This is a genomic window from Ralstonia nicotianae, assembly GCF_018243235.1.
Classification (GTDB): Bacteria; Pseudomonadota; Gammaproteobacteria; order Burkholderiales; family Burkholderiaceae; genus Ralstonia; species Ralstonia nicotianae.
This window is the reverse complement of sequence record NZ_CP046675.1, coordinates 1,248,350-1,267,381: the sequence shown is the minus strand read 5'-3', so window position 1 is coordinate 1,267,381 and position 19,032 is coordinate 1,248,350. Positions and strand designations below refer to the sequence as shown.

Annotated in this window: 14 protein-coding genes; 9 read left to right on the top strand and 5 right to left on the bottom strand. The window is 67.6% G+C overall.

The genetic code is table 11. The annotated features are described in order from the left end of the window. The first annotated feature begins 2 nt into the window (after positions 1-2). The 7 genes from GO999_RS21595 to GO999_RS21565 all read left to right on the top strand — a co-directional run bounded on the left by GO999_RS21595 (position 3) and on the right by GO999_RS21565 (position 9,434). Positions 3-335, top strand: coding sequence for a hypothetical protein (locus GO999_RS21595; protein ID WP_011004784.1), 333 nt, complete (start codon positions 3-5; stop codon positions 333-335). Between the two features lie 70 nt (positions 336-405). Next, positions 406-2,952, top strand: coding sequence for a two-partner secretion domain-containing protein (locus GO999_RS21590; protein ID WP_211906847.1), 2,547 nt, complete (start codon positions 406-408; stop codon positions 2,950-2,952). Positions 2,953-2,963: 11 nt separating this feature from the next. After that, complete coding sequence (locus GO999_RS21585; RefSeq protein WP_211906846.1) at positions 2,964-4,715, top strand: ShlB/FhaC/HecB family hemolysin secretion/activation protein; 1,752 nt, start codon at positions 2,964-2,966, stop codon at positions 4,713-4,715. Between the two features lie 12 nt (positions 4,716-4,727). Next, positions 4,728-5,576, top strand: a complete 849-nt coding sequence (locus tag GO999_RS21580; RefSeq protein WP_211906845.1) for a peptidylprolyl isomerase — start codon at positions 4,728-4,730, stop codon at positions 5,574-5,576. A gap of 242 nt (positions 5,577-5,818) precedes the next feature. Next, positions 5,819-6,205, top strand: a complete 387-nt coding sequence (locus tag GO999_RS21575; RefSeq protein ID WP_028854671.1) for a hypothetical protein — start codon at positions 5,819-5,821, stop codon at positions 6,203-6,205. After that, positions 6,205-6,672 carry a DUF2846 domain-containing protein gene (locus GO999_RS21570; protein WP_071092600.1) on the top strand — a complete coding sequence of 156 codons (468 nt, stop codon included), beginning with the start codon at positions 6,205-6,207 and terminating at the stop codon, positions 6,670-6,672. The genes GO999_RS21575 and GO999_RS21570 overlap by 1 nt, the downstream gene beginning before the upstream one ends. Positions 6,673-7,286: 614 nt before the next feature. Next, positions 7,287-9,434, top strand: coding sequence for a multicopper oxidase family protein (locus tag GO999_RS21565; protein ID WP_211906844.1), 2,148 nt, complete (start codon positions 7,287-7,289; stop codon positions 9,432-9,434). A 116-nt stretch (positions 9,435-9,550) separates the two neighbouring features. Here GO999_RS21565 and GO999_RS21560 read toward each other — a convergent pair whose 3' ends face one another. Further along, positions 9,551-10,588, bottom strand: a complete 1,038-nt coding sequence (locus GO999_RS21560; protein WP_028854668.1) for a 2OG-Fe(II) oxygenase family protein — start codon at positions 10,586-10,588, stop codon at positions 9,551-9,553. A 373-nt stretch (positions 10,589-10,961) separates the two neighbouring features. On the opposite strand from GO999_RS21560, the gene GO999_RS21555 reads away from it, so the two are divergent. Further along, positions 10,962-11,459 (top strand): phospholipase D-like domain-containing protein, encoded by a 498-nt coding sequence (locus GO999_RS21555; protein ID WP_111395271.1) that lies wholly within the window; start codon positions 10,962-10,964, stop codon positions 11,457-11,459. A 162-nt stretch (positions 11,460-11,621) separates the two neighbouring features. Here GO999_RS21555 and GO999_RS21550 read toward each other — a convergent pair whose 3' ends face one another. From GO999_RS21550 to GO999_RS21535, 4 genes are all read right to left on the bottom strand, one after another. Continuing rightward, complete coding sequence (locus GO999_RS21550; protein ID WP_211907200.1) at positions 11,622-12,872, bottom strand: HupE/UreJ family protein; 1,251 nt, start codon at positions 12,870-12,872, stop codon at positions 11,622-11,624. 25 nt (positions 12,873-12,897) lie between these two features. After that, positions 12,898-14,223, bottom strand: a complete 1,326-nt coding sequence (locus tag GO999_RS21545) for a DUF3500 domain-containing protein (RefSeq protein WP_211906843.1) — start codon at positions 14,221-14,223, stop codon at positions 12,898-12,900. 574 nt (positions 14,224-14,797) lie between these two features. Further along, entirely contained in the window at positions 14,798-16,408 is a 1,611-nt protein-coding gene (locus tag GO999_RS21540; protein WP_249215083.1) for a rhomboid family intramembrane serine protease, read from the bottom strand. A 298-nt stretch (positions 16,409-16,706) separates the two neighbouring features. Beyond that, on the bottom strand, positions 16,707-18,224 hold the full coding sequence (locus GO999_RS21535; RefSeq protein ID WP_028861952.1) for a sensor domain-containing diguanylate cyclase: 1,518 nt from the start codon (positions 18,222-18,224) through the stop codon (positions 16,707-16,709). A 345-nt stretch (positions 18,225-18,569) separates the two neighbouring features. Between GO999_RS21535 and GO999_RS21530 the strand changes: the two genes are divergently transcribed. Continuing rightward, positions 18,570-18,758, top strand: a complete 189-nt coding sequence (locus GO999_RS21530) for a hypothetical protein (RefSeq protein WP_014632055.1) — start codon at positions 18,570-18,572, stop codon at positions 18,756-18,758. Positions 18,759-19,032 lie beyond the last annotated feature (274 nt).

The following is a 19,032-nucleotide window of genomic DNA, read 5'->3' as shown; positions in this document are numbered from 1 at the left end:
TGATGTCATCCTTGAGTATATTTGTCCACCCCACAAGGCCAGAACGCAAGATAAAGCTTGGTTTTTGCTGGGTGGCGCTGTTCTTCGGAACCTTCTGGGCATACTCGGAAGGGTTGATCGCCCACGGTGGCCGGCTGACCGCAGTCGATGGAGTCGCAGGGTTGTTGTGTCTCTATGGCGAACAATGCGGTCATCCTTCCGCTTTCGGCATCGCTCTGCTGCTGGTTATCGCCAAGAACATTTACTGTGCCCTCCGAGGGCAGTATTGGCTGCAGAACCTGCTAATCGATCAAGGCTATCGCGTCATCAGAGTCAATCCAGACAATCATCGTTAATCGGCTGGGCGGCGTGAGCGATTGGTCGCCGCCACAACAACAAAACAAGCAGTTTTAGGGGAAGCGTCTCGTGCAGTCACCACACCGCCCGGCCCACCTGGCCGCGCTCCTCGGCCTTTGCGCCGTCTTCGTCCCGCCGGTCGCCGTAGCCGCCGGCATCGTCCCCGACGGCGGCACCGCCACCACGGTCACCACAGGCGCCAATGGCCGCCCCGTAGTCAACATCGCCCCCAGCACCGCAGGCGTCTCCCACAACACCTACACCTCCTTCAACGTAGGCACGGTGGGCGCTGACCTGAACAACGCAACCGTCCGCGCCCGCACCATCGTCAACCAGGTCACCAGCACCGACCCGTCGCTGATCCAGGGCAACATCGCCGTGCTCGGCCCGCGCGCCAACGTGATCATCGCCAACCCGAACGGCATCACGGTGGATGGCGGTTCGTTCACCAACACGGGCAATGTGGCGCTGACCACGGGCCAGGTGTCGTTCAACGACTTCACCACGGGCGCCGGCCAGCTGCAGCGCAACGTGGTGCTCAATACCGGCGCCGGCGCCGGCGCCATCAACATCGGCCCGGGCGGCCTGGCCGGGGCGATGCTGAACCTGGAGCTGATCGCCAAGCAGGTGCGCGTGGCGGGCGCGGTGCAGAACAGCTTCACCGATGCCAACAGCCGCGTGCGCATCGTCGCGGGCGACAGCCGGGCGGAGATCGATACCAGCGTGTCGCCCACCGACAACCTGAACCCGTGGGTCACCTACAGCACGACCGGGTCGGGCCGGCCGCTGGGGCTGGCGATCGACATCGCGTCGGGCGGGTCGCTCACGGGCGGGCGGATCGAGCTGCTGGTCACGGACCAGGGCGCGGGCGTGCGGCATGCCGGCGCGGCGTTTGCGACGGCCGGCGATTTCGTCATCAGCAGCACGGGTGACTTGCAACTGGGCGGCGGCAGCGTCAGTGCGGCCAATGATGTGCTGATCGGTTCGGCGGGTCTGTTGGGCAATGGTGTGCTGGCGGCCGGTCGTAACCTCCAGGTGAGTGCGAACAAGGTCCACCTCGATGGCGCCGCGCTGTCGGCGGGCACGGCGTCGCAGGCCGGCAGCATCGTGATCGGCGCGGCGGGGCAAGTGCACACCGAGCCGGTCGCGATCGACCACAGCACGCTGAATGCGACGGGCGGCATCGGCCTGTTCGATGCCGGGCCCGGTGTGTCGATGACGGCGACGCAGCTGACGGCGGCCCAGAACGTGGTCGCGCAGGTCGGGGCGCTGTCGTTCGGCGCGGATGCGTCCGGCGCGAGCCGATGGATTTCGCAGCAGGGCACGGTCGCGATCACCGCGCCCGGTGCGGTGCAGGTGGCGGGTAGCAAGATCGATGGCACGGGCGGGACGACGGTGCAGGCCGTTTCCATCGCGCTCAGCGCGGTGAATGGCACGCCGGCCACGGTGCAGTCCTCGGGCGGCGATGTGACGCTGAATGCCACGGGTGCCTACGCGCAGACCGACTCGAACGTCATCGCAGCAGGCAATGCGACGATCCACGGCGGCAGCGTCAACCTCGCGGCGTCGGCGCTGCCGGCGTCGGTGGCGGCCATGAACGGCGGGGTGGTGATCCGGAGCGATGCGGATCTCGTCAACCTCGGCGGGCTGATCCAGGGCAAGACGCGCAACGCCGGCCAATCGGCCTCCGAAGGCGCGGTCACGCTGATTTCGGCCGGCGCAGTGCGCAACGATGCCACCGCGAGCACGCAGGGCATCGTTTTCGGCCAGGACGATGACGTGGTGGTGCGCGCCGGCGGCGACATCGTCAACCACCAGAGCCGCATCCTGTCGAACGCGAAGCTGACGCTGGCCGCGCAGGGCGACGTGTTCAATACGCTGGACAAGACCGCCGGCGCCAACGGCGAGCAGCCCGTGGCCTGGACCAGCAGCGGTACGCGCTGGCTGTTCCTGCGCAACCACAGCGCGGGGCTCGATGTGGATTACGGTTCCATTCCGCAGACGGGCCAGGTGCCGTATCTCGTGTCGCAGACGGGCACGGTGGTCAGCGGCCGCAATGTCAGCAACGTCGGCGGGCAGGTGCTCTCCAACGGCGGCGATATCGCCATCACGGCCGCCAACGTGTTCCATAACGAGGCGTTGGCGACGGGCTCGGCGCACTTCAGCCGCAGCTGCATGATCTTCTGCCGCAGTGAGGCGTCGAGCACGGTGTCGACCACGGGCGGTACGATCTCGGCGGCGGGCAAGCTGGCCATCCGGGCCGGCACGCTGGCCGAGAACATCGGCGGGCAGGTGCTCGCCGTCGGCAGCATGACCGTGACCGCGCCCAAGGTGCGCGCGGTCGGCATCACCGGCTACACGGCGCTGGCGCGCGAGCGTGGCTTCAAGGCATTCTTCGGCGATACGTGGGCGCGCCTGTATTCGGCCGACGTGGGCGGTAACTGGTTTGCCATCGGCGGTGCGCTGACGATCAACGGTCAGGGCCAGATCGAGGGCGGCAGTTTCGACGGGCAGAGCGTCACCGCCAGCAACGGCATCGTGACGGTGCGGGCCAGGTCGCGGCAGCCGGTGTCGGTCGAGTCGCATGTCGGCTTGACGTCGTGGCTGTGGCAGTGAGGGGCTGTTCGATGAGATTGAAGCCTTTCTCGCTGGCAGCGGCACTGCTGTGGGCAATGGCCGCCCAGGCACAAGTTCCTCCACCCGCGCCGCCGGGGCCGCTCCTTGAGGACCCGGCCCAGCGCGCCCTGCGCGAGCGCCAGGAAACCGAGCGCCGCCGCGAGGCCACGCAGCCCGCGCCGCAGATCGCCGTCGCGCCGTCGGTGCCCGATGACGCCGCTGTCGATGCGGTGGCCGAGCCGGGCACGACCTTCGACATCCACCGCATCGAGCTGACCGGCAACACGGTGCTGGATGCGGACACCGTCGAACGTGTCACGCAGCCGTTCGTGAACCGCGCGCTCGGCACCAACCGCATCAACCTGCTGCTGCGCCGGCTGACCGAAGCGTTCGTCGCGCGCGGCTTTGTCACCACGCGCGCTTACCTGGCGCCGCAGAACCTCAAGGTGGGCGTGCTGACCATCGCCGTGGTGCCGGGCAAGGTCGAGGCGCTGCAGATCAACGGCAAGACGGTCCGTACCACGGTGCCCGATGCCAAACTGGCCGAAGGACCGCAGGCCGGCGGCTGGCTGACCGATGCCGGCACCGTGTGGTCGATGCCGGCGGTGGGCGACACGCTCAGGCTGTCCGATCTGGAGCAGGGCGTCGACCAGATCAACCGCCTGCGCCGCAACCAGGCCGAGGTGCAGATCCTGCCGGGCCAGGCGCCGGGCGGTTCCGTGATCGCACTGGCCAACCAACCGGGCGATCGCTTCCGTTTCAGCGCCGGCACCGACAACTACGGCAGCCGCGCCACCGGCACCACGCGCTTGCGCGCCGGCATCGACGCGGACAACGCGCTCGGTTTACAGGAAGCCGTGTCGCTGTCGTACATCGGCACGCGCGACACCAACGCGGCCATCGTCTCGGCGGCCGTGCCGTTCGGCTACAACACCTTCAGCTATACCGGCTCGCTGTCGGAGTACAACAGCCTGATCGGCGATACCGCGCTGCTCTATGGCCGCACGTTCGCGCATACCTTCGGCTGGAACCGCGTGATCGAGCGCGACCCGGGCGGCCGCACCGCGTTCGACGTCACGCTCACGCACCGGCGCAGCGAGCGCGAGGTCAACAACCTGCTGTTCGATCCGCAGAGCCTGTCAGTGCTGCGCGTGGCCATCAACGGGCTGCGCAAGTTCGCCGTCGGCAACCAGGGCGGCTATGCGACCTGGGAGGCGGGGCTATCACGCGGCATGGACGCGCTCAATGCGAGTCACGACGCACCGGACATCACGCGCGACGAGGCGCACAGCCAGTTCTGGAAGCTGGACGGCAACGCCAGCACCCAGCTACCGCTGCCCGCCATCGGCCGCGCCGCGCTGGCCTATCGCGGGCAGGTGTTGGCGCAGTGGTCGAACGTCGCGCTGTTCGGCTCGGAGCAGATCTTTGCCGGCGGCATGGGCTCGGTGCGCGGCTTCCGCGAGGGGCTGATCAGCGGCGATCGTGGCCTGACGCTGCGCAACGAAGTGGTGTGGGGCAATGTGCCCGTGCTGGCCGGCGTGCGCATCGAACCCTATGTCTTCCTGGACGGCGGACAGACGCAGCTGGTGGCGAACCAGCACTGGCAGTACCTGGCCGGCACCGGCATGGGTGTGCGGCTGGCTGCGAATGCCGGCAAGCATGCCTTCACCAGCGAGCTGCTGCTTGGGCGCGCGCTGGTGCAACCCGCGGAACTTGGCAGCAAGGCAACGGTCTTGCTGGCCACAATGAACTACTCGTTTTAGCGAGCAACCAAAATGAATCGTCCTACCCAATTCTTGAAGATCACCATCGCTGCCCTCACGGTAGCCTTCGCCATAACGACACCGTTCGCTTATGCCGACGGTCTGTCGCCGGGCGTCATTGCAACCGTGAACGGCATGCCGATCACGCAGGAGCAACTGGATCGCGTGATCGCCCAGAGCGGCGCGCAGGCCAATCCTCAGATCGCGCAGGCGCTCAAGCAGCAACTGATCGCGCGCGAGCTGTTCCGCCAGCAGGCCGCCAAGAACCCGGCCTACGACAAGCTGCCGGCAGTCAAGCAGGCCATGCAGGAAGCGCACGACGCGGTCATCACCCAGGCCTGGCTGAAGGACAACATCAAGCCCGCGCCCATCACCGAAGAGCAGGTCAAGGCGCGCTACGACGCCATCGTCGCCAGCCTGGGCGACAAGGAGTACAAGGCGCGCGTGATCCAGCTCGGCGACGATGTGACCGCCGCGCAGGTGCTCGCGCAGCTCAAGCAGGGCGGCGACTTCGCCAAGCTGGCCCAGCAGTACAGCACGGCGCCCAACAAGGTGCGCGGCGGCGACATGGACTGGGTGAGCTTCAAGGTGCCGGTGGAAGAGGGCAAGACGCAGAACCTGCCGCTGCCGCTGGCGCGCGAGATCGCGGCACTGGGCATCGGCGCGACGAGCACCGCGCCGGTCGAAGCGGGCAGCCAGCGCTACATCGTCAAGGTGGAGGCCGCGCGGCCGACGCAGGTGCCGGGGTACGACACGGTCCGGCCGGCGATCCGGCAGGCGCTGGAGACGGCCGAGCTGGAGCGCGTGACGGTGCAGGTGGTGGGTGGGCTGCTCAAGCAGGCGAAAGTCGTGCAGCAGTAAGGAGGGCTGGCACCGATTGCCGCGCGGGACAACCGATGAAAACGTCCGACCCGTCGATTCGACGCCACGGCGGGCGTGATCACGGCAACGGTGCCGGTCGACGACCCGCAGATTGCAGGCCCCAAGTTCACGGACGGCTCGGCGCGTTCATGGCCGGCGCGTCCGTGCGTCTTGCGTGCTGTTGGCGGGCCCAAACATGACCTTTCGAAACATTCCCCATGCCCTCACCATTCCAAGTCTCGATGGCCAGGTGCCTGAGCATGTCGATGCCGCTCATCGTCGCGCTCCTGGCCGGTTGCGCGCCGGCTGTGCCGGTGCAGGACGCGCACCTGAACGCACTGGCGTCGCCGATGCAACCGATCCGGGTGCTGCAACGCACGGTCATCGTGCGGCTGTCCACCGGCTACAAGCGCAAGCTGGCCGAAGGGTCGCGCTGGCGACCGGTCGGTTCATTGCCGCAGGGCGAGGTGCTGCGCCCGGTGGACGGCATCTTCACCATTGAGGGGCGCCAAGTACACGAAGCCTACTTGGTTGTGTCCGGCGCCGACTTGATGGGGTTCTATTTGCCAGGTGAGGCGCATTTCTCACCGCTCGATTCGCCTTTTTCCCTAACCTTTGGAGAACATTGATGTACAAGCTGAGTCGGACCCTTCTGCTGTGTACCGCAGCCCTTGTCACGATGGCGGGCTGCGCGAGCGGCCCGTCCTATCGGGAGATGGCCACTTCAATCCCGACGCTTGCGCCGCAGAACGGTCGCCTGTACTTCTTCCGATCGAGTTCGATGATCGGAGCAGCGGTGCAGCCGGACATCAAGCTCAACGGCGAGACCGTGGGGGAATCGAAGCCCGGTGGCTTCTTCTACGTAGACAGGCCGGCAGGGCACTACACGGTATCGACGGCGACAGAAACGGAAAAGACGCTGAGCCTGGCGCTGGATGCGGGCGAGACGAAATACGTTCGCACAGCGGTGTCGGTGGGGCTGGCGGTTGGTCGGGTGGTGCCGACCCTGGCGGATCCGGCGACAGCACAAACGGCGATCGAAGGGCTGAGCTATGCACCGCTGCAAAGTGGTGACGCGGGGAGCAAGCGCCAGTAACGCTTGTCAGGTCTGTGGTCGCGCGCGGCCTTGGTGTTCACGGGGCGAGCACCCGGTATCAGCGATCCCTTCATGGGCAGAACCGAGTCAGCCGGGGCTTCCATCATCGCGACCCAGACCTGAACCCCTTGCTCCTTAAGGTTTGCAGGTAGTGCTGGTGAAAATCAGGGCCTGCGTAGGAAAACACTGATGAACCCGCCGCCCGGGTCATCGTCATCGTTGGCGGCGGCGTGATCGGGGACGCCATCGCGTTCTCCGCCACGGGATTCTCGGGGCACGGGATGCCGCAATCGCCCGGCGCCAAATACTCGAGATGTCGGCGGACACCGTTCGCTCAACCTGAGCGAGGCCGGCTTTTGCGCGCGCGCTCGATCACCTGCCGTTTTTCGAGCGTAACGTCATCTGAATCTTGAGTTCATAACGTCTTGCGGTAAGACAGACGTTCCATTCTTTACTACTGTCCAGAGCGGATCACTTCGGACGGCGTGCAGCGCGCGCGTCAGGGGCCTCCGGCATTGCCGGAACAACCAGGTGTTCCGCTGCCGCACCTCGCTTTCACGAGGGCGGCGCGGAGCGATTCGCAGCGGATCGCTGCTGATGGAGGGGGATGGACGATGCAAAACAGAGAACCAGGTGTTGACCAGCACCGGGCACGCCGCCCGGCGAACCCGGCGGGAGGATGCGCCGGCGGCAGGATACGGTGTGCCGCCGCACTGGGTGTCCTGTTCCTGAGCGGGCTGGTGTTGTCGCCCGCGGCAGCGCAGGAGATGGACAATCTCTTCACCAACCCGCCCTCCTTGCCGCAAGTGGCGCCGTCCCAGGAGGCCGCCACCACGCCCGGGGTGCCGCGCGGCCGGTCGGCGCTCAGCCTGGCGACCACGCCCGAGCCGCACGCCGGCAGGGAGCGTGCCTTCGATCTGAACATCGACTACAAGAGCGGGATGCTGTACGACCCCAGCCAGCAGCGCTACCAGAAGGTGAGCCTGCGCGGCTATATCGGCACCGGCGTGACATCGGACGCGTTCGTCGCCCCGCAGATCGACGTGACGCCGGGCGACACCGTCCGCATCACGCTGCACAACAAGCTGAAGGGAAGCGAGGGCTGCAACGGCGATACCGCGCCGGACCAGCCGCATTGCTACAACGGCACCAACCTGCATTCGCACGGCCTGTGGGTCAGCCCGACCGGCAATAGCGACAACGTGCTGCTGTCGCTGAACCCGCAGACCAGCTTCCAGTACGAGTACAACATTCCGGCCGACCATCCGGCGGGCACCTTCTGGTATCACCCGCACCGCCACGGCTCGACCGCGCTGCAGGTGGCCAGCGGCATGGCGGGCGCGCTGGTCATCCACGGCAACCGCAAGCCCACGCCCAGGGTGAACGGCGACCTCGACACCCTGCTTGTGGATCACGATGGCCGGCCGTTCATGGATCGCACGCTGCTGTTCCAGCAGATCCAGTACTACTGCCTCGATGCCGACGGCAAGCAGACGTGGGACTGCAAGCCCAGCCAGATCGGCATCATCGATTCCTATGACTACATGGGGCCCGACAGCTGGGAAGAATCGGGCCGCTGGACGAGCATCAACGGCAAGGTCATGCCGACCTTCGCCGATGCGCGGACGGGGCGGGCGGAACGCTGGCGCCTGATCCATGCCGGCGTGCGCGAAACCATCACCGTGCAGTTCCGCAAGATGGCGAACACCGCGACGGCCAACGCGCGCCCGACCAAGGCGGGCATGGCGCAGTTCCTGGACAGCGTCTGCACCGGGCCGACCGTGCCGTACCAGGTCGTGGCCGCCGATGGCCTGACCATGGGCAACACAATGACCACCGAGACCGTGACGCTGCAGCCGGGCTATCGCTACGACCTGCTGGTGGTCTTCCCCGAGCCGGGGAACTACTGCGTCACCGAGGTGGCGAAACCCGGCTCCGCCACGGTCAGCCGGTCGGCGACGCCGCGCGGCATGCTGGGCGTGGTGACCGTGCGCGGCGACGCCGCCCGGGGCGATCCGACGCGCACGCTGGTCCACACCCTGGTCGATTCGGCGCGGCGCCACATGCCGGCCGACGTGCGGGACACGATCATCCGCGACCTGACGGCCAGGGACGCCGACGGCAAGCCCGCCATCCGCCTGACCCGCTTCGTGCCGCATCCGACCATCACGGACCAGGAAGTCCGCAACACCCCGCAGCAGGAAATGGTGTTCTACCTGGGCACGGGCATCGACCCGAAGCCCGACGCGTTCAAATTCACCGTGGGCAACAGTTTCGAGGTCGTGCAAGGGTCCACCGGCAAGTGGGTACCGAAAGGCGCGTCGCCCTACAACCCCGCCCGCGTCGACCGGCCCCTGATCCTGGGCCAGGCCCAGCAATGGGAGCTTCGGTCCTACAGCGTCAGCCACCCCTTCCACATCCACGTCAATCCGTTCCAGATCGTTGCCGTCCTGGACCCGGAGGGCAGGGATGTGAGCGTGCCGGGCTACGTGGAAGCGGACGGCGATAACCAGTTCGCCGGGCTCAAGGGCGCGTGGAAGGACACGCTGTGGGTCAAGACCGACCTCACCCCCAACGACAACCTCACCAACCCGCCGCAGAAGAAGTACTACCGCCTGATCGTCCGCACCCGCTACGAGCGCTACATCGGCGAGTTCGTCCTGCATTGCCACATCCTGGACCACGAAGACCAGGGCATGATGCAGAACGTGGCGATCGGCCTGAGCGATGGCGCGGGCGGCCTGGCCCACGCGCATCACTGATCGGCGCGGCCGGACAGGGGGCGCCGGCGAGCCGACCCCCCAAACGATCCCGTGCCCACCCGCAGCGCGGGCTTCAAGTGCGCCTGCCGGCCACCTGAAACCCGCGCGCACCTTGGCTAGGCCAGTTCGCTCAGCGTGGGCAGCTTGTCCAGCAGCCCGTTCTCCATGATCCGCCGGGTGGTGATGCGCTTCGGGTAGCAGCGCATGAACATGTTGGTGAAGTGCGTGCCGTAGTGGATGGGGGCCACGGCGGCGTCCGCCTCCAGGGGCTCGACCCACGCGTCGAAGTTCGGCTCATGGAAGTAGGCCATGGCAAAGCGCTCGCGCGTGTTCAGGCGGACCTTGTGCGGCGTCGACAGCAGATGGCCGCCCGTCAGGAATTGCAGGAAGTCGCCGGGGAAGACCGTCAGCACGGCGGGCACCGGCTTGATGAAGTTCCAGCCGTCGTCGTGCTCGTACACCCCCGCGGTGCTTTCCGATGGCAGCCAGTTGCGGTTGCGCCGTTCGCCCTCGATCGGCGGGCGGACATACAGGCCGCCCACATCGTCCTGCGCCGCGATGACGAGCATGCCGTAGTCGGTATGCGCCCCGATGCCCCGCGCGTTCTCCGACGACTGCACCGTGGGGAAGCGCAGCACGCGCATATGGTGCCAGCCGTCCTGGGTCAGGCGGGTGAACGTGTCCATGTCGTCCAGGTCGAGGCCCAGCGCGATGAGCTGGAGCAGGCGCTCGCCGAACGTGCCGAGCATGCCCATGAAGGCCTTCATGCGATCCCGATAGGCCGCGCCGGGCCAGGGCACCGGGCCGTGGCACGGCAGGTTTTCCCGCACGCGGGCATCCTCCAGGCCGATGTCCGGGCAGATCGTGAAGATCTCGGAATAGTCCGCCTCGCCGGCCGTGACTTCCTCGCGCGAAGCGATATAGCCGCTGTAGGTGAGCGCGCTGACATGGCGGCTCTTGGTTTCGAAATCCTGCGAGAAAAATTGCCGGCTTTCCGCGAAAGCCTCGTCCGTGGTCTGTTCCTGGGGTTTCGATAAAGCGATCTGGAAAATGCCGTCCGTTCGCCACGCCTTGACCATGGCCTGCCCGAGCTCGCGGTGGGCTTCCGTGTTGGTAATGCGTTCGGGCAAATGGAATGTCGTCAGATCGGTCATGTGTTCTCCTGGGGAAAATAAAAAGCAATGCTGGATTCAGAATCAGCGCAAGGCGGCGACGAATCACCTTGCACTGCACAACGTTTACCCATAAGGCAAAGGCACATATTTTTTGTGCGCTGCAACTATAGAAGTCCGAATTTCCGGCAGCCAGTCGATTCCGCAGGATGCAGAACAAAGTTGAGAGTTGTTTTAGCCGGCGCTTTCGAAATGCGGCAGTCAATAACGCGGCGTTATGTGCGTAATGAATTTCAGATGGAAGCGATTTAATTGAATCGGGTCGGCCATGCAGACTCCGACCACGTATTTGTCACGATCGCGGCGCGATAAGACCTGGTTGCCCGGCCCCATCCACGCTAGCCAGGAGGCTGCCATGCCCGCATCGATCGATTCGTTCCAGGTGAAGGTGTATCAAGGCGACAGCGCGGTGCTGTTCGCGTTCGACGTGCCGTCGCAGACCGTCTCGTTCGCCTACCTGAAGGACGAGGCGCCCGCGCCGTTCAAGGAGGCGGTCGATGCCGGCGCCGGCCGGCATATCCACCGCAAGTTCGTGGTGTGCGATTTCAATGGGCCGCAGCCGGTGGTGTTCTGCGGCGCCTCCAACCTGTCGCGCGGCGGCGAGGAGCAGAACGGCGACAGCCTGATCGCCATCCGCGACCCGGCCATCGTCACGGCGTATGCCATCGAGGCGATCCGGCTGTTCGATCACGATCGCTTCCGCGCGAGCCAGTTCACTGCGACTCGCGCCCATCCGCTGGTGCTGAAGGCGACCGATGCGTGGGCCGACCCGTACTACGATCCGCACACCATCAGGTTCACCGAGCGTGTGCTGTTTGCCCAATCGATGGCGCAGGCGGCCGCAGCGGCGTGAGTCGGGGCGACCCAGCGTCAGCGCATCGGTGAGGATGCCCGGCGTCGATCACAGTCCTGGCGCGGGCAGCGGTATCGCTTTTACGCGATCGGCGCGGCGTACGAGATTCGCCCGCGCCCCGGACACCACCGGGGCAGGCGTGACACGCATGGCACGGGCCGTTCAGTCTTCGGAGGCGGTCACGCGCAGCCGGCGCCCGCTTCCGCCGACCAGCGCCGCGAGCCACAGCAGGCTGGGGATCAGCGCCAGGACGGGCCAGCCGTCGGCGATGGAAGACAGGGCGCCGAGGGAGGCCAGGCCCAGCCGTTCGATGAGCCAAGCCAGGGCCAGCGCGCCCACGATGGCCGAGACGCCGCGCCGCAGGGTGGCGGATCGCGCGGGCTGCGTGCGGACCAGCACCAGCAGCGCAGGCATGACCACGACGACGGCGGCCAGCTGCATGGCCTCGATGCCCAGGTTGAAGGCCAGCAGGGCCTGCGCGTGCTGCCACGGCGTCAGGCCCGCGCCCGAGAGGCTCGCCGAGAAGGCCATGCCGTGGATGCAGCCGAAGCCCAGCGCCATCCAGGCCTCGGCGCGGGCGAACAGCGGACGCCAGGCGTGCCATGCCGCAACGGCAATCGTGGCCGCCACGGCGACTTCCACCGGGCGTGTCGGCACGCTCACCAGGCCCAGGCTGCCCAGCACCAGGGTGATCGTGTGGCCGACCGTGAAGGCGGTGACGACCAGCGCCGTGTGGCGCAGTGCCTGCCTGACGGGGCGCACCCGGCTCCAGCGGTGCCCGCTGGCCGCCAGCGGCGCCACGACCAGCAGCATCAGCAGGAACAGCAGGTGGTCGGTGCCCTCGGCAATGTGGAGGCTGCCTTCCTGCAGCAGCCGCAGCACGCTGGCGCCGGTCCGCGCGGGCTCTAGCGGCACCGGAAGGCGGCCATGTCCATGGCTCAGCTCCCCCAGCAGCAGCGGCGGCTTGTTGGCGAAGCCGCCGGCCCAGTCGCTGCGCAGGAATACCTGGACACGATGGGTGCGGACTTCGTGGGTGATGGCGTCGTACACCAGCGCGGGGGCGCGGCGGCCGGCGTCGTCGGGCGCGCGCAGATCCATCACGGCCTCCAGCTCGGCGGAAGCGTCCGTGCCCACCACCGTGAGCTGCGGGGGCGAGGCCTGCCAGCTCCTGCCATAGCTGCGGACGGCCACATGCCGCAGCAGGTAGCGCGACAGCGCTTCGCTGTGCCGGGCCAGCACGGTGCCCGGGAGGTCGGCCAGCGGCTGGCCGAAACCGTACTCCAGGCGATTGAGCGGCAACTGCAGCGTCAGCCGCAGGCCCGAGGGCGTGGTGTCGATCCAGACCCGGCTCTCCGGCATCGGATGGGCCACGGCGAGCACGGCCCACAGCATGCCGATCAGGCCGATCCACACGGCGCGCAGGCGCCGCGGGGCGGCCTCAGCTGATGCACTTGCCACCGTAGTCGGCGGACTTGTCGCGCCAGATGCTGTGATAGTGGATGTCACTGTTGAAGATCACGCCGTTCTGCACTGAAAACTCGATCCACACGCGGGGGCCTTCGATGCGGAAGTAGTTCCCCTTTGTGGCCACGGTGCCGTCGCCCGCGTAGGCGACGTAGGTCTGGGCCAGCGCGGCGGTGCCGAGGTAGGCGTTGAGCAGGTCGTTCGCATACTCGGCGGCCTGCGTGTTGACGTACGACGTGATGACTGTGCGTACCAGGGCCTGGTCGCCTGCCGACAGGCTGCCGTAGAGCAGGCCGTGCTCGGTGACGCTGGCGTAGTCGCGCGGGCAGGTGCCGTCGATGTTGCCGGTGCCGTTGGCGCCGAACAGCAGGTCGCTGTAAGTGCCGCTGAGCTTCGCGCCGGCATACGCGGTGAGCTTCGCGCCCAGATTGGAGACCGCCGTGCGCTGCGCCGCCATCGGATCGTAGGTCGTGCCGTTCAGCGTGAAGGCCCCCTTGGGCTCGACGCCGAGGAACATGGGCGCCGCCGATTTGTAGCTGCCGTTGAAGGCGAGGTTGTACGTCAGGTGGTGCCCCGTGAGCTGCAGCATCCAGAAGCCGCTGGCCGAGGGCGTGCCGATGAAGGCGATGTAGTAGTTGCCGTGGCCGTAGCTGCTGCCGCCTCCGCTGGCGTAGAGATAGTCGTCGGCGGCCTGCAGGCCCAGGTGCAGCTTGGCGCCGGTGGTGCTCAGCGCCGCCTTGAGCAGCAGGCCGGCGGCCACTTGCTGCGTGGTGCTCAGGTCGGCCCAGGCGATGCCGCTGCGCGCGGCCATGGCGCTCGGCAGGTTCGACCAGCGGCGCGCGGTGTCCAGGCTCCACGACAGCTGCGCGGCGGCCTGCTGCGACGCGCTGAGCGTGTTGTAGAAATTGAGCGCCGCCGCGTAGACGACCGGGCTCAGCGCGGGCGCGGTGGTGGTGCTGGTCGCCGCGGTCACCGTGAGCGTGGAGGCGCGGCTGGTCACGGCCCCGGCCGCATTGGAGACAATGACGTCGTAGCTGCCCGCGTCGCTGGCGGCGACGGGCGCGATGGTGTACGTGCTCGATGTTGCGCCGAGGATCCACACGCCGTCCTTGCGCCATTGGTAAAACAGCGAGCCGCCGCTGGCCGCGACCGAAAGGCTCGTGCTGCTGCCTTCCGTGACGGAGGCCGATGCGGGGTTGCTGGTGATGGTCGGCGACGATGCATCGCCGCTGTCGCCGCCGCAGCTTGCGATCAGGCTCATCGCCAGGAGCGCGGCAATGCGCAGGACACGTGAGATCAAGATGGCCTCCCTTCTTCTGGTTCTGATGGTTTTGCTGCGATGGAGACCGGCACGTCTTGCTGGGCGTGGTGGACGGTGAGGCCCGTTTTTGGGGCTGGCGCGGTCCAGATGTTGATAGGCCGGGGGCAATCGATTGTCCAATGCGCGTTCTTTCAATCCATCGGCTCGCCGGCATGGCGTGCGCGTGCCGCGCCTGGCAATCGGGCCCGTGCGGTGCGCCCCGATGCCGCCCGCAAGGCGCCATGCGCCGCGCAAGCGCAGCGCGGTCGCGGGTCGGGGATTTCTCTATCCCCTCGAAGAGAGGGATCGGTCGGGCCAAAGCCGTGACGGCGCGCAGCGCAGGTCGCCGACACCGGTGCCGGTGGCGTGACGCTCGGGTTTGGCCGATGCAGGCCAGCGATGTGCGCGGGTCTGGCACGATGATCCGTGGCATCGACCGGCGGCATGTCGGCGACGCTCGGAACCGGCGCGCGTCGAGCTCGCCGCGCGTTGTGGTCGGACGACCGCTGGCGGCGGACGTCCGATGCGCCGGCGGCGTCGGCTTGCGCGATGGCGAGGCAGCAGTCGGTGTGCGCTAGTTGAAGTGGCGGCGCCGCAACGCGTCGGCATCGCGCGTGAGCCGCTCGCCGACCGCTTCCAGTTGGCGCTGGACGTGCGCCAGGCGAGCCGGGTCGGTCGACACGGGGTCACGGCTCTCGGGGGTCTCCATCACCGTCAGTTCCATTGCTTCGGCCGTCAGGTCGGCGTAGAGCAGGGTGTCGCGGAGCAGGTCCGCGCGCGGGTCGCCTTGCGCGAGCCTGGCTGAGCGCAGCGTGGCCGTGGCCTGCCGCAGCGCCGGCACGTGGACGGCGTGATTGCGCTCGACCCATTGGCGCGCCGACAGGCGTCCGGCGGCAAAGGCCTGCTGGTCCGATTCCGTGGCCTGCGCCGCGGCACCGACGGCGCTGAAGCCGCGCGCGACCGCCTCGGCGCTGGCGAAGAATTGGCGATGGTCGAGCGCGGCCCGCGGTGCCAGCATGGCGAGCACCGCGATGCCCGCGCCGGTGGCCGCCAGCGCCATGGCGGCGCGGCCGGGAAGCCGTCGGCGGTAGCGGTCCATGTCGAGCCGTGCCGGCAGGATGCACGCCAGCAGGCAGCCGCCGATGAGGCCGCCGACGTGGGCGGCGTTGTCCACGCCCGGCTTGGTCAGTCCTTGCACCAGGGAGTACAGGACGAACAAGCCGATCTGCGTGAGCAGCCGCTTGCTCAGCGTTTCCGGCATCCGGCCACGGTATTGGCGGATAGCCACCAGCCACGCCCCGGCCACGCCGAACACCGCGCCGGACGCGCCGACACCGATGGCGTGCTGCGCGGCAAACGACAGGCTCAATGCGCTGCCGAGCAGACCGGCGCCCAGGTAGATCAGGAGGTAGGCCACCGGCCCGTAGATGCGCTCGACCGTGACCCCCGCCGCGTACAGGCCGATCATGTTGACCGCCAGGTGGAGCACGCCCGCGTGGAGGAAGGTGGCGCTCAGCAGGCGCCACCATTCGCCTTGCTGCACCTCGAAGGCCGCATTGCCGCCCAGGTTGAACAGCACGTCGGTCGGCGTCTGGAGCGGATTGCCGCCGAGCACCAGCGTTGCCAGCCAGGCCAGCACATTGAGCGCGATCAGCGCGTGGGTGAGGTGGGGCCGGGGCGCCAGGGCCGCCAGCTGTTCTTCGAACTGGCGCTCGGCCTTGAACGGGTTCACCGGCATGGATGGCGTGCCGGTCATGCCGCCGCGCAGGCGCAGGTGGATCTGGATGGAGTCCACCAGGCGCTCGCGGTCGGCCGTGTCGAACGACGACAGCGCGAGGATGCGCTTGGACCGGTCACGCCCGAACCGGAACCGCCGCTTGCTCGCCGTGCCGGAGGCCGCCCTGAGCCGGAAGGCGAGATAGGGGGCGTTCTGGACCGTCTCCACCGTCATGTTTTCGATCTCGCTCCAGCGCAAGCGCTTCTCCTTGCCGCTGAACGCCGCGGACGCGATGGCATCGCCCGTGATGGTGATCAGGCTGCGTCCCGCGCGGAGCTGCCTGCGCAGCAGCCAGTCCACCGGCAGCAGGATGAGCAGCAGGCCGACGGCCAGGACGAGCAGATGGGTCGGCTGGCCGTGCGTGCCCGGCGCGCCGATCGCGAAACCGACGGCACATGAAGCCCACACGGTGACGCGCAGGGTCCGCAAGGGGTTGCGCTTGGAGGGGGGGAAACGTTCTTCCCGAGGGTCGGTTGCACGGGTGCCGACTGCGGTTGCGGGTTCCATCGTGCTTCTGTGTCGATGTATTGGGGGGATGTGCGATGCCGATCGTGTGGCGCGTTCCGGGCCACGCGGTCCGGTCCGGGGCGAGACTGTACGCCCCGATGCTGACACTCGCCTGTGCTTCGTGCGGCGTTTGCCCGAGGGCATCGGGCGCGGGCTGGGCGTTCGGTGTCTTGCGATGCCGCCGCGCGGCGTGACGGGCCTACACCACCGCCAGCCGTGGCCGCTCCTGTCGCGGCATCACGGCGTTGCGTCCGCCGGACTTGGCTTCGTAGAGCTGGAGATCGGCGTGGTGGAGCAGCCGCGCCGGGGTGGTGCCGGTGTCGCCGCGGCCGTCGTGGGCCGCGACGCCGATGCTCACCGTGAGTCTGCCGTGCGCGCTGCCGGCGTTCGGCTCGCCGGCGGCGAGCACGGTGGCGCGGATGATCTCGGCCACCCGCTGGGCGCCGGCAAGGTCGGTGTCGGGCAGCAGCACGCAGAATTCTTCGCCGCCGTAGCGGCCGGCAAAGTCGCCGGGGCGCCGGATGCTGTCGTTGACGCAGCGCGCGACCGTGCGCAGCACGGTATCGCCCGCGGCGTGGCCATAGCGGTCGTTGTAGTGCTTGAATTCGTCGACGTCGATCATCAGCACCGCGAGCGGCCGGCCCTGCCGGTTGGCGCGCTGCCACTCCGCCTCCAGCGCCGCGTCCAGCGCGCGGCGCGTGCCCAGGCCGGTCAGGCCGTCGGTGTTGGCCAGCCATGCCAGCTTCTGCTCGGCCTCCATGCGCCGGCGCAGCTGCCTGGCGAACAGGATCGACATGCCGATCAGCACGGCATCCAGCAGCAGCACGATCCCGCCGATCCACCAGGCCCGCTGGCGCCACTCCGCGTAGATGTCGTCGAGGGCCAGCCCCACCGAGAGGATCAGCGGATAGTCGCCGATGCGCCGGTAGCTGAACAGCCGCTCCACGCCATCGATGGCCCCGGTGACGATCAGGCTGCCCGCCGGTGCGTCCTTGCGCATCTGGAAGGCCGGGCTGGCGGACAGGTCGCTGCCGATCAGGTGCGCGTCGTACGGGCGGCGCATCAGCAGCGTGCCGTCGGTGCGGACCAGCGTGATGGCGGCGTGCTCGCCCAGGCTCACGCCGTCGAACAGCCGCCGGAAGTAGTTGAGCCGCAGCGTGCCGACCACGACGCCGTTGAAGGTGCCGTCCGGTCCGTTCAGGCGCTGGCTGATGCCGATCGACGTCTCGACGCCGTTGATGCGGGGCATGAACGGCTTGCTCAGGTACAGGCCGACATCCGCCGATTGCTGCTGGATCTTGAAGTAATCGCGGTCGCCGATGTGGATGCGCCGGGGCGGCACCGAGCGCGAGTCGATGATGACGTCGCCGGCGGCGTTGGTGACCAGCAGCGAGCCCAGATCCTGCGCGTTGGTCGAGCGGTCGAACAGCACCAGCTGCCGGATCGTCGGCGGCAGCGCCAGGATGGCCGGGTCCCGCACGCCATCGATGACCGCCTGCATCGACAGTTCGTAGACTTCGAGGTTGCGCGCAATGTCCCGCTGAAGGATCAGCGAGACGTTGTCGGCGGAATCGCGCGCCCGTGCCAGCGCGTCCATCCGCATTTCGTAGAGCGAGAGGACGGTGAGCGTCGCCACGGCCGCCGACAGTGCGAGGGCGCCGACGATCATCAGGGGCGGGCGTCTCAGGATCGCGCCAGCGAGTCGCGACAGCGGCATGGGTTGTCTTTTACGAATGGAGTGGCGTGCCTATTTGTATCGGACGCCGCATTTCCCCGCAACGAAATCCGTTTTTTGTGAATCTTGCGACACTTTTTGTGTCGTGTACTGATCTACCGGTATCGTAATCGGACATTTTCCGGGCTTCTTCACTTTCGTTTGCGTTTCGCGGATCACCTCACTGTTGCGCGGGCGCGTGATTTGCTGAGAACTTGCTTAGTAGGCAGTATTGGCTTCCATTGCCAATGTGGCAGGAGTGTGATCGAAACGTCTCGACAGCAACCGGTTCGCGGCACGCTTGCGTTGCCTATTCTGGAAAGCGAAGAGACCCGCCTGGAGAACGCCATGCCCCACAACCGCGTTTCGCCGACCCCGGTGCCCGCCAACCCCCATCCGCCCGTGCCCGACAGCCATGACGAGGCCCTGCTGGACGAGGGCCTGGAGGAGACCTTTCCCGCCAGCGATCCGGTATCGATCGATACGGGTAAGCACGATGTGGTGCCAAATGCGCCGGGGGCCGCGCCCAAACCGTAAAATAGCGGTTTGTATGTCAACGGAACGGAGGCGCCGGCCCCCCAGGGGAGCGCCATCCGGACAAGCGGTGCGGATGCGCGCACGCGCTGGGCGGGGGAACGGCGTGGCCGGGGCGGGAGCGATCCCGCCGATACGACAACAGGCACAACGCCGGCAGGTCGGGGTCAATCATGTGATGTCGATGCCGCAAGCGGCGTCGGGCGGCTGCATTGGGCGGCCATCCGGCGCGCCCCCCGGCCGAGGTGCGCGCGCCCTCGTTCCGCTGACACGCAGC

Bases quoted from the DNA above. Each gene is read 5' to 3' on its own strand.
- GO999_RS21595 (WP_011004784.1), top strand. From the start codon at position 3: ATGTCATCCTTGAGTATATTTGTCCACCCCACAAGGCCAGAACGCAAG.
- GO999_RS21585 (WP_211906846.1), top strand. From the start codon at position 2,964: ATGAGATTGAAGCCTTTCTCGCTGGCAGCGGCACTGCTGTGGGCAATG.
- GO999_RS21580 (WP_211906845.1), top strand. From the start codon at position 4,728: ATGAATCGTCCTACCCAATTCTTGAAGATCACCATCGCTGCCCTCACG.
- GO999_RS21575 (WP_028854671.1), top strand. From the start codon at position 5,819: ATGGCCAGGTGCCTGAGCATGTCGATGCCGCTCATCGTCGCGCTCCTG.
- GO999_RS21570 (WP_071092600.1), top strand. From the start codon at position 6,205: ATGTACAAGCTGAGTCGGACCCTTCTGCTGTGTACCGCAGCCCTTGTC.
- GO999_RS21565 (WP_211906844.1), top strand. From the start codon at position 7,287: ATGCAAAACAGAGAACCAGGTGTTGACCAGCACCGGGCACGCCGCCCG.
- GO999_RS21560 (WP_028854668.1), bottom strand. From the start codon at position 10,588: ATGACCGATCTGACGACATTCCATTTGCCCGAACGCATTACCAACACG.
- GO999_RS21555 (WP_111395271.1), top strand. From the start codon at position 10,962: ATGCCCGCATCGATCGATTCGTTCCAGGTGAAGGTGTATCAAGGCGAC.
- GO999_RS21535 (WP_028861952.1), bottom strand. From the start codon at position 18,224: ATGCCGCTGTCGCGACTCGCTGGCGCGATCCTGAGACGCCCGCCCCTG.
- GO999_RS21530 (WP_014632055.1), top strand. From the start codon at position 18,570: ATGCCCCACAACCGCGTTTCGCCGACCCCGGTGCCCGCCAACCCCCAT.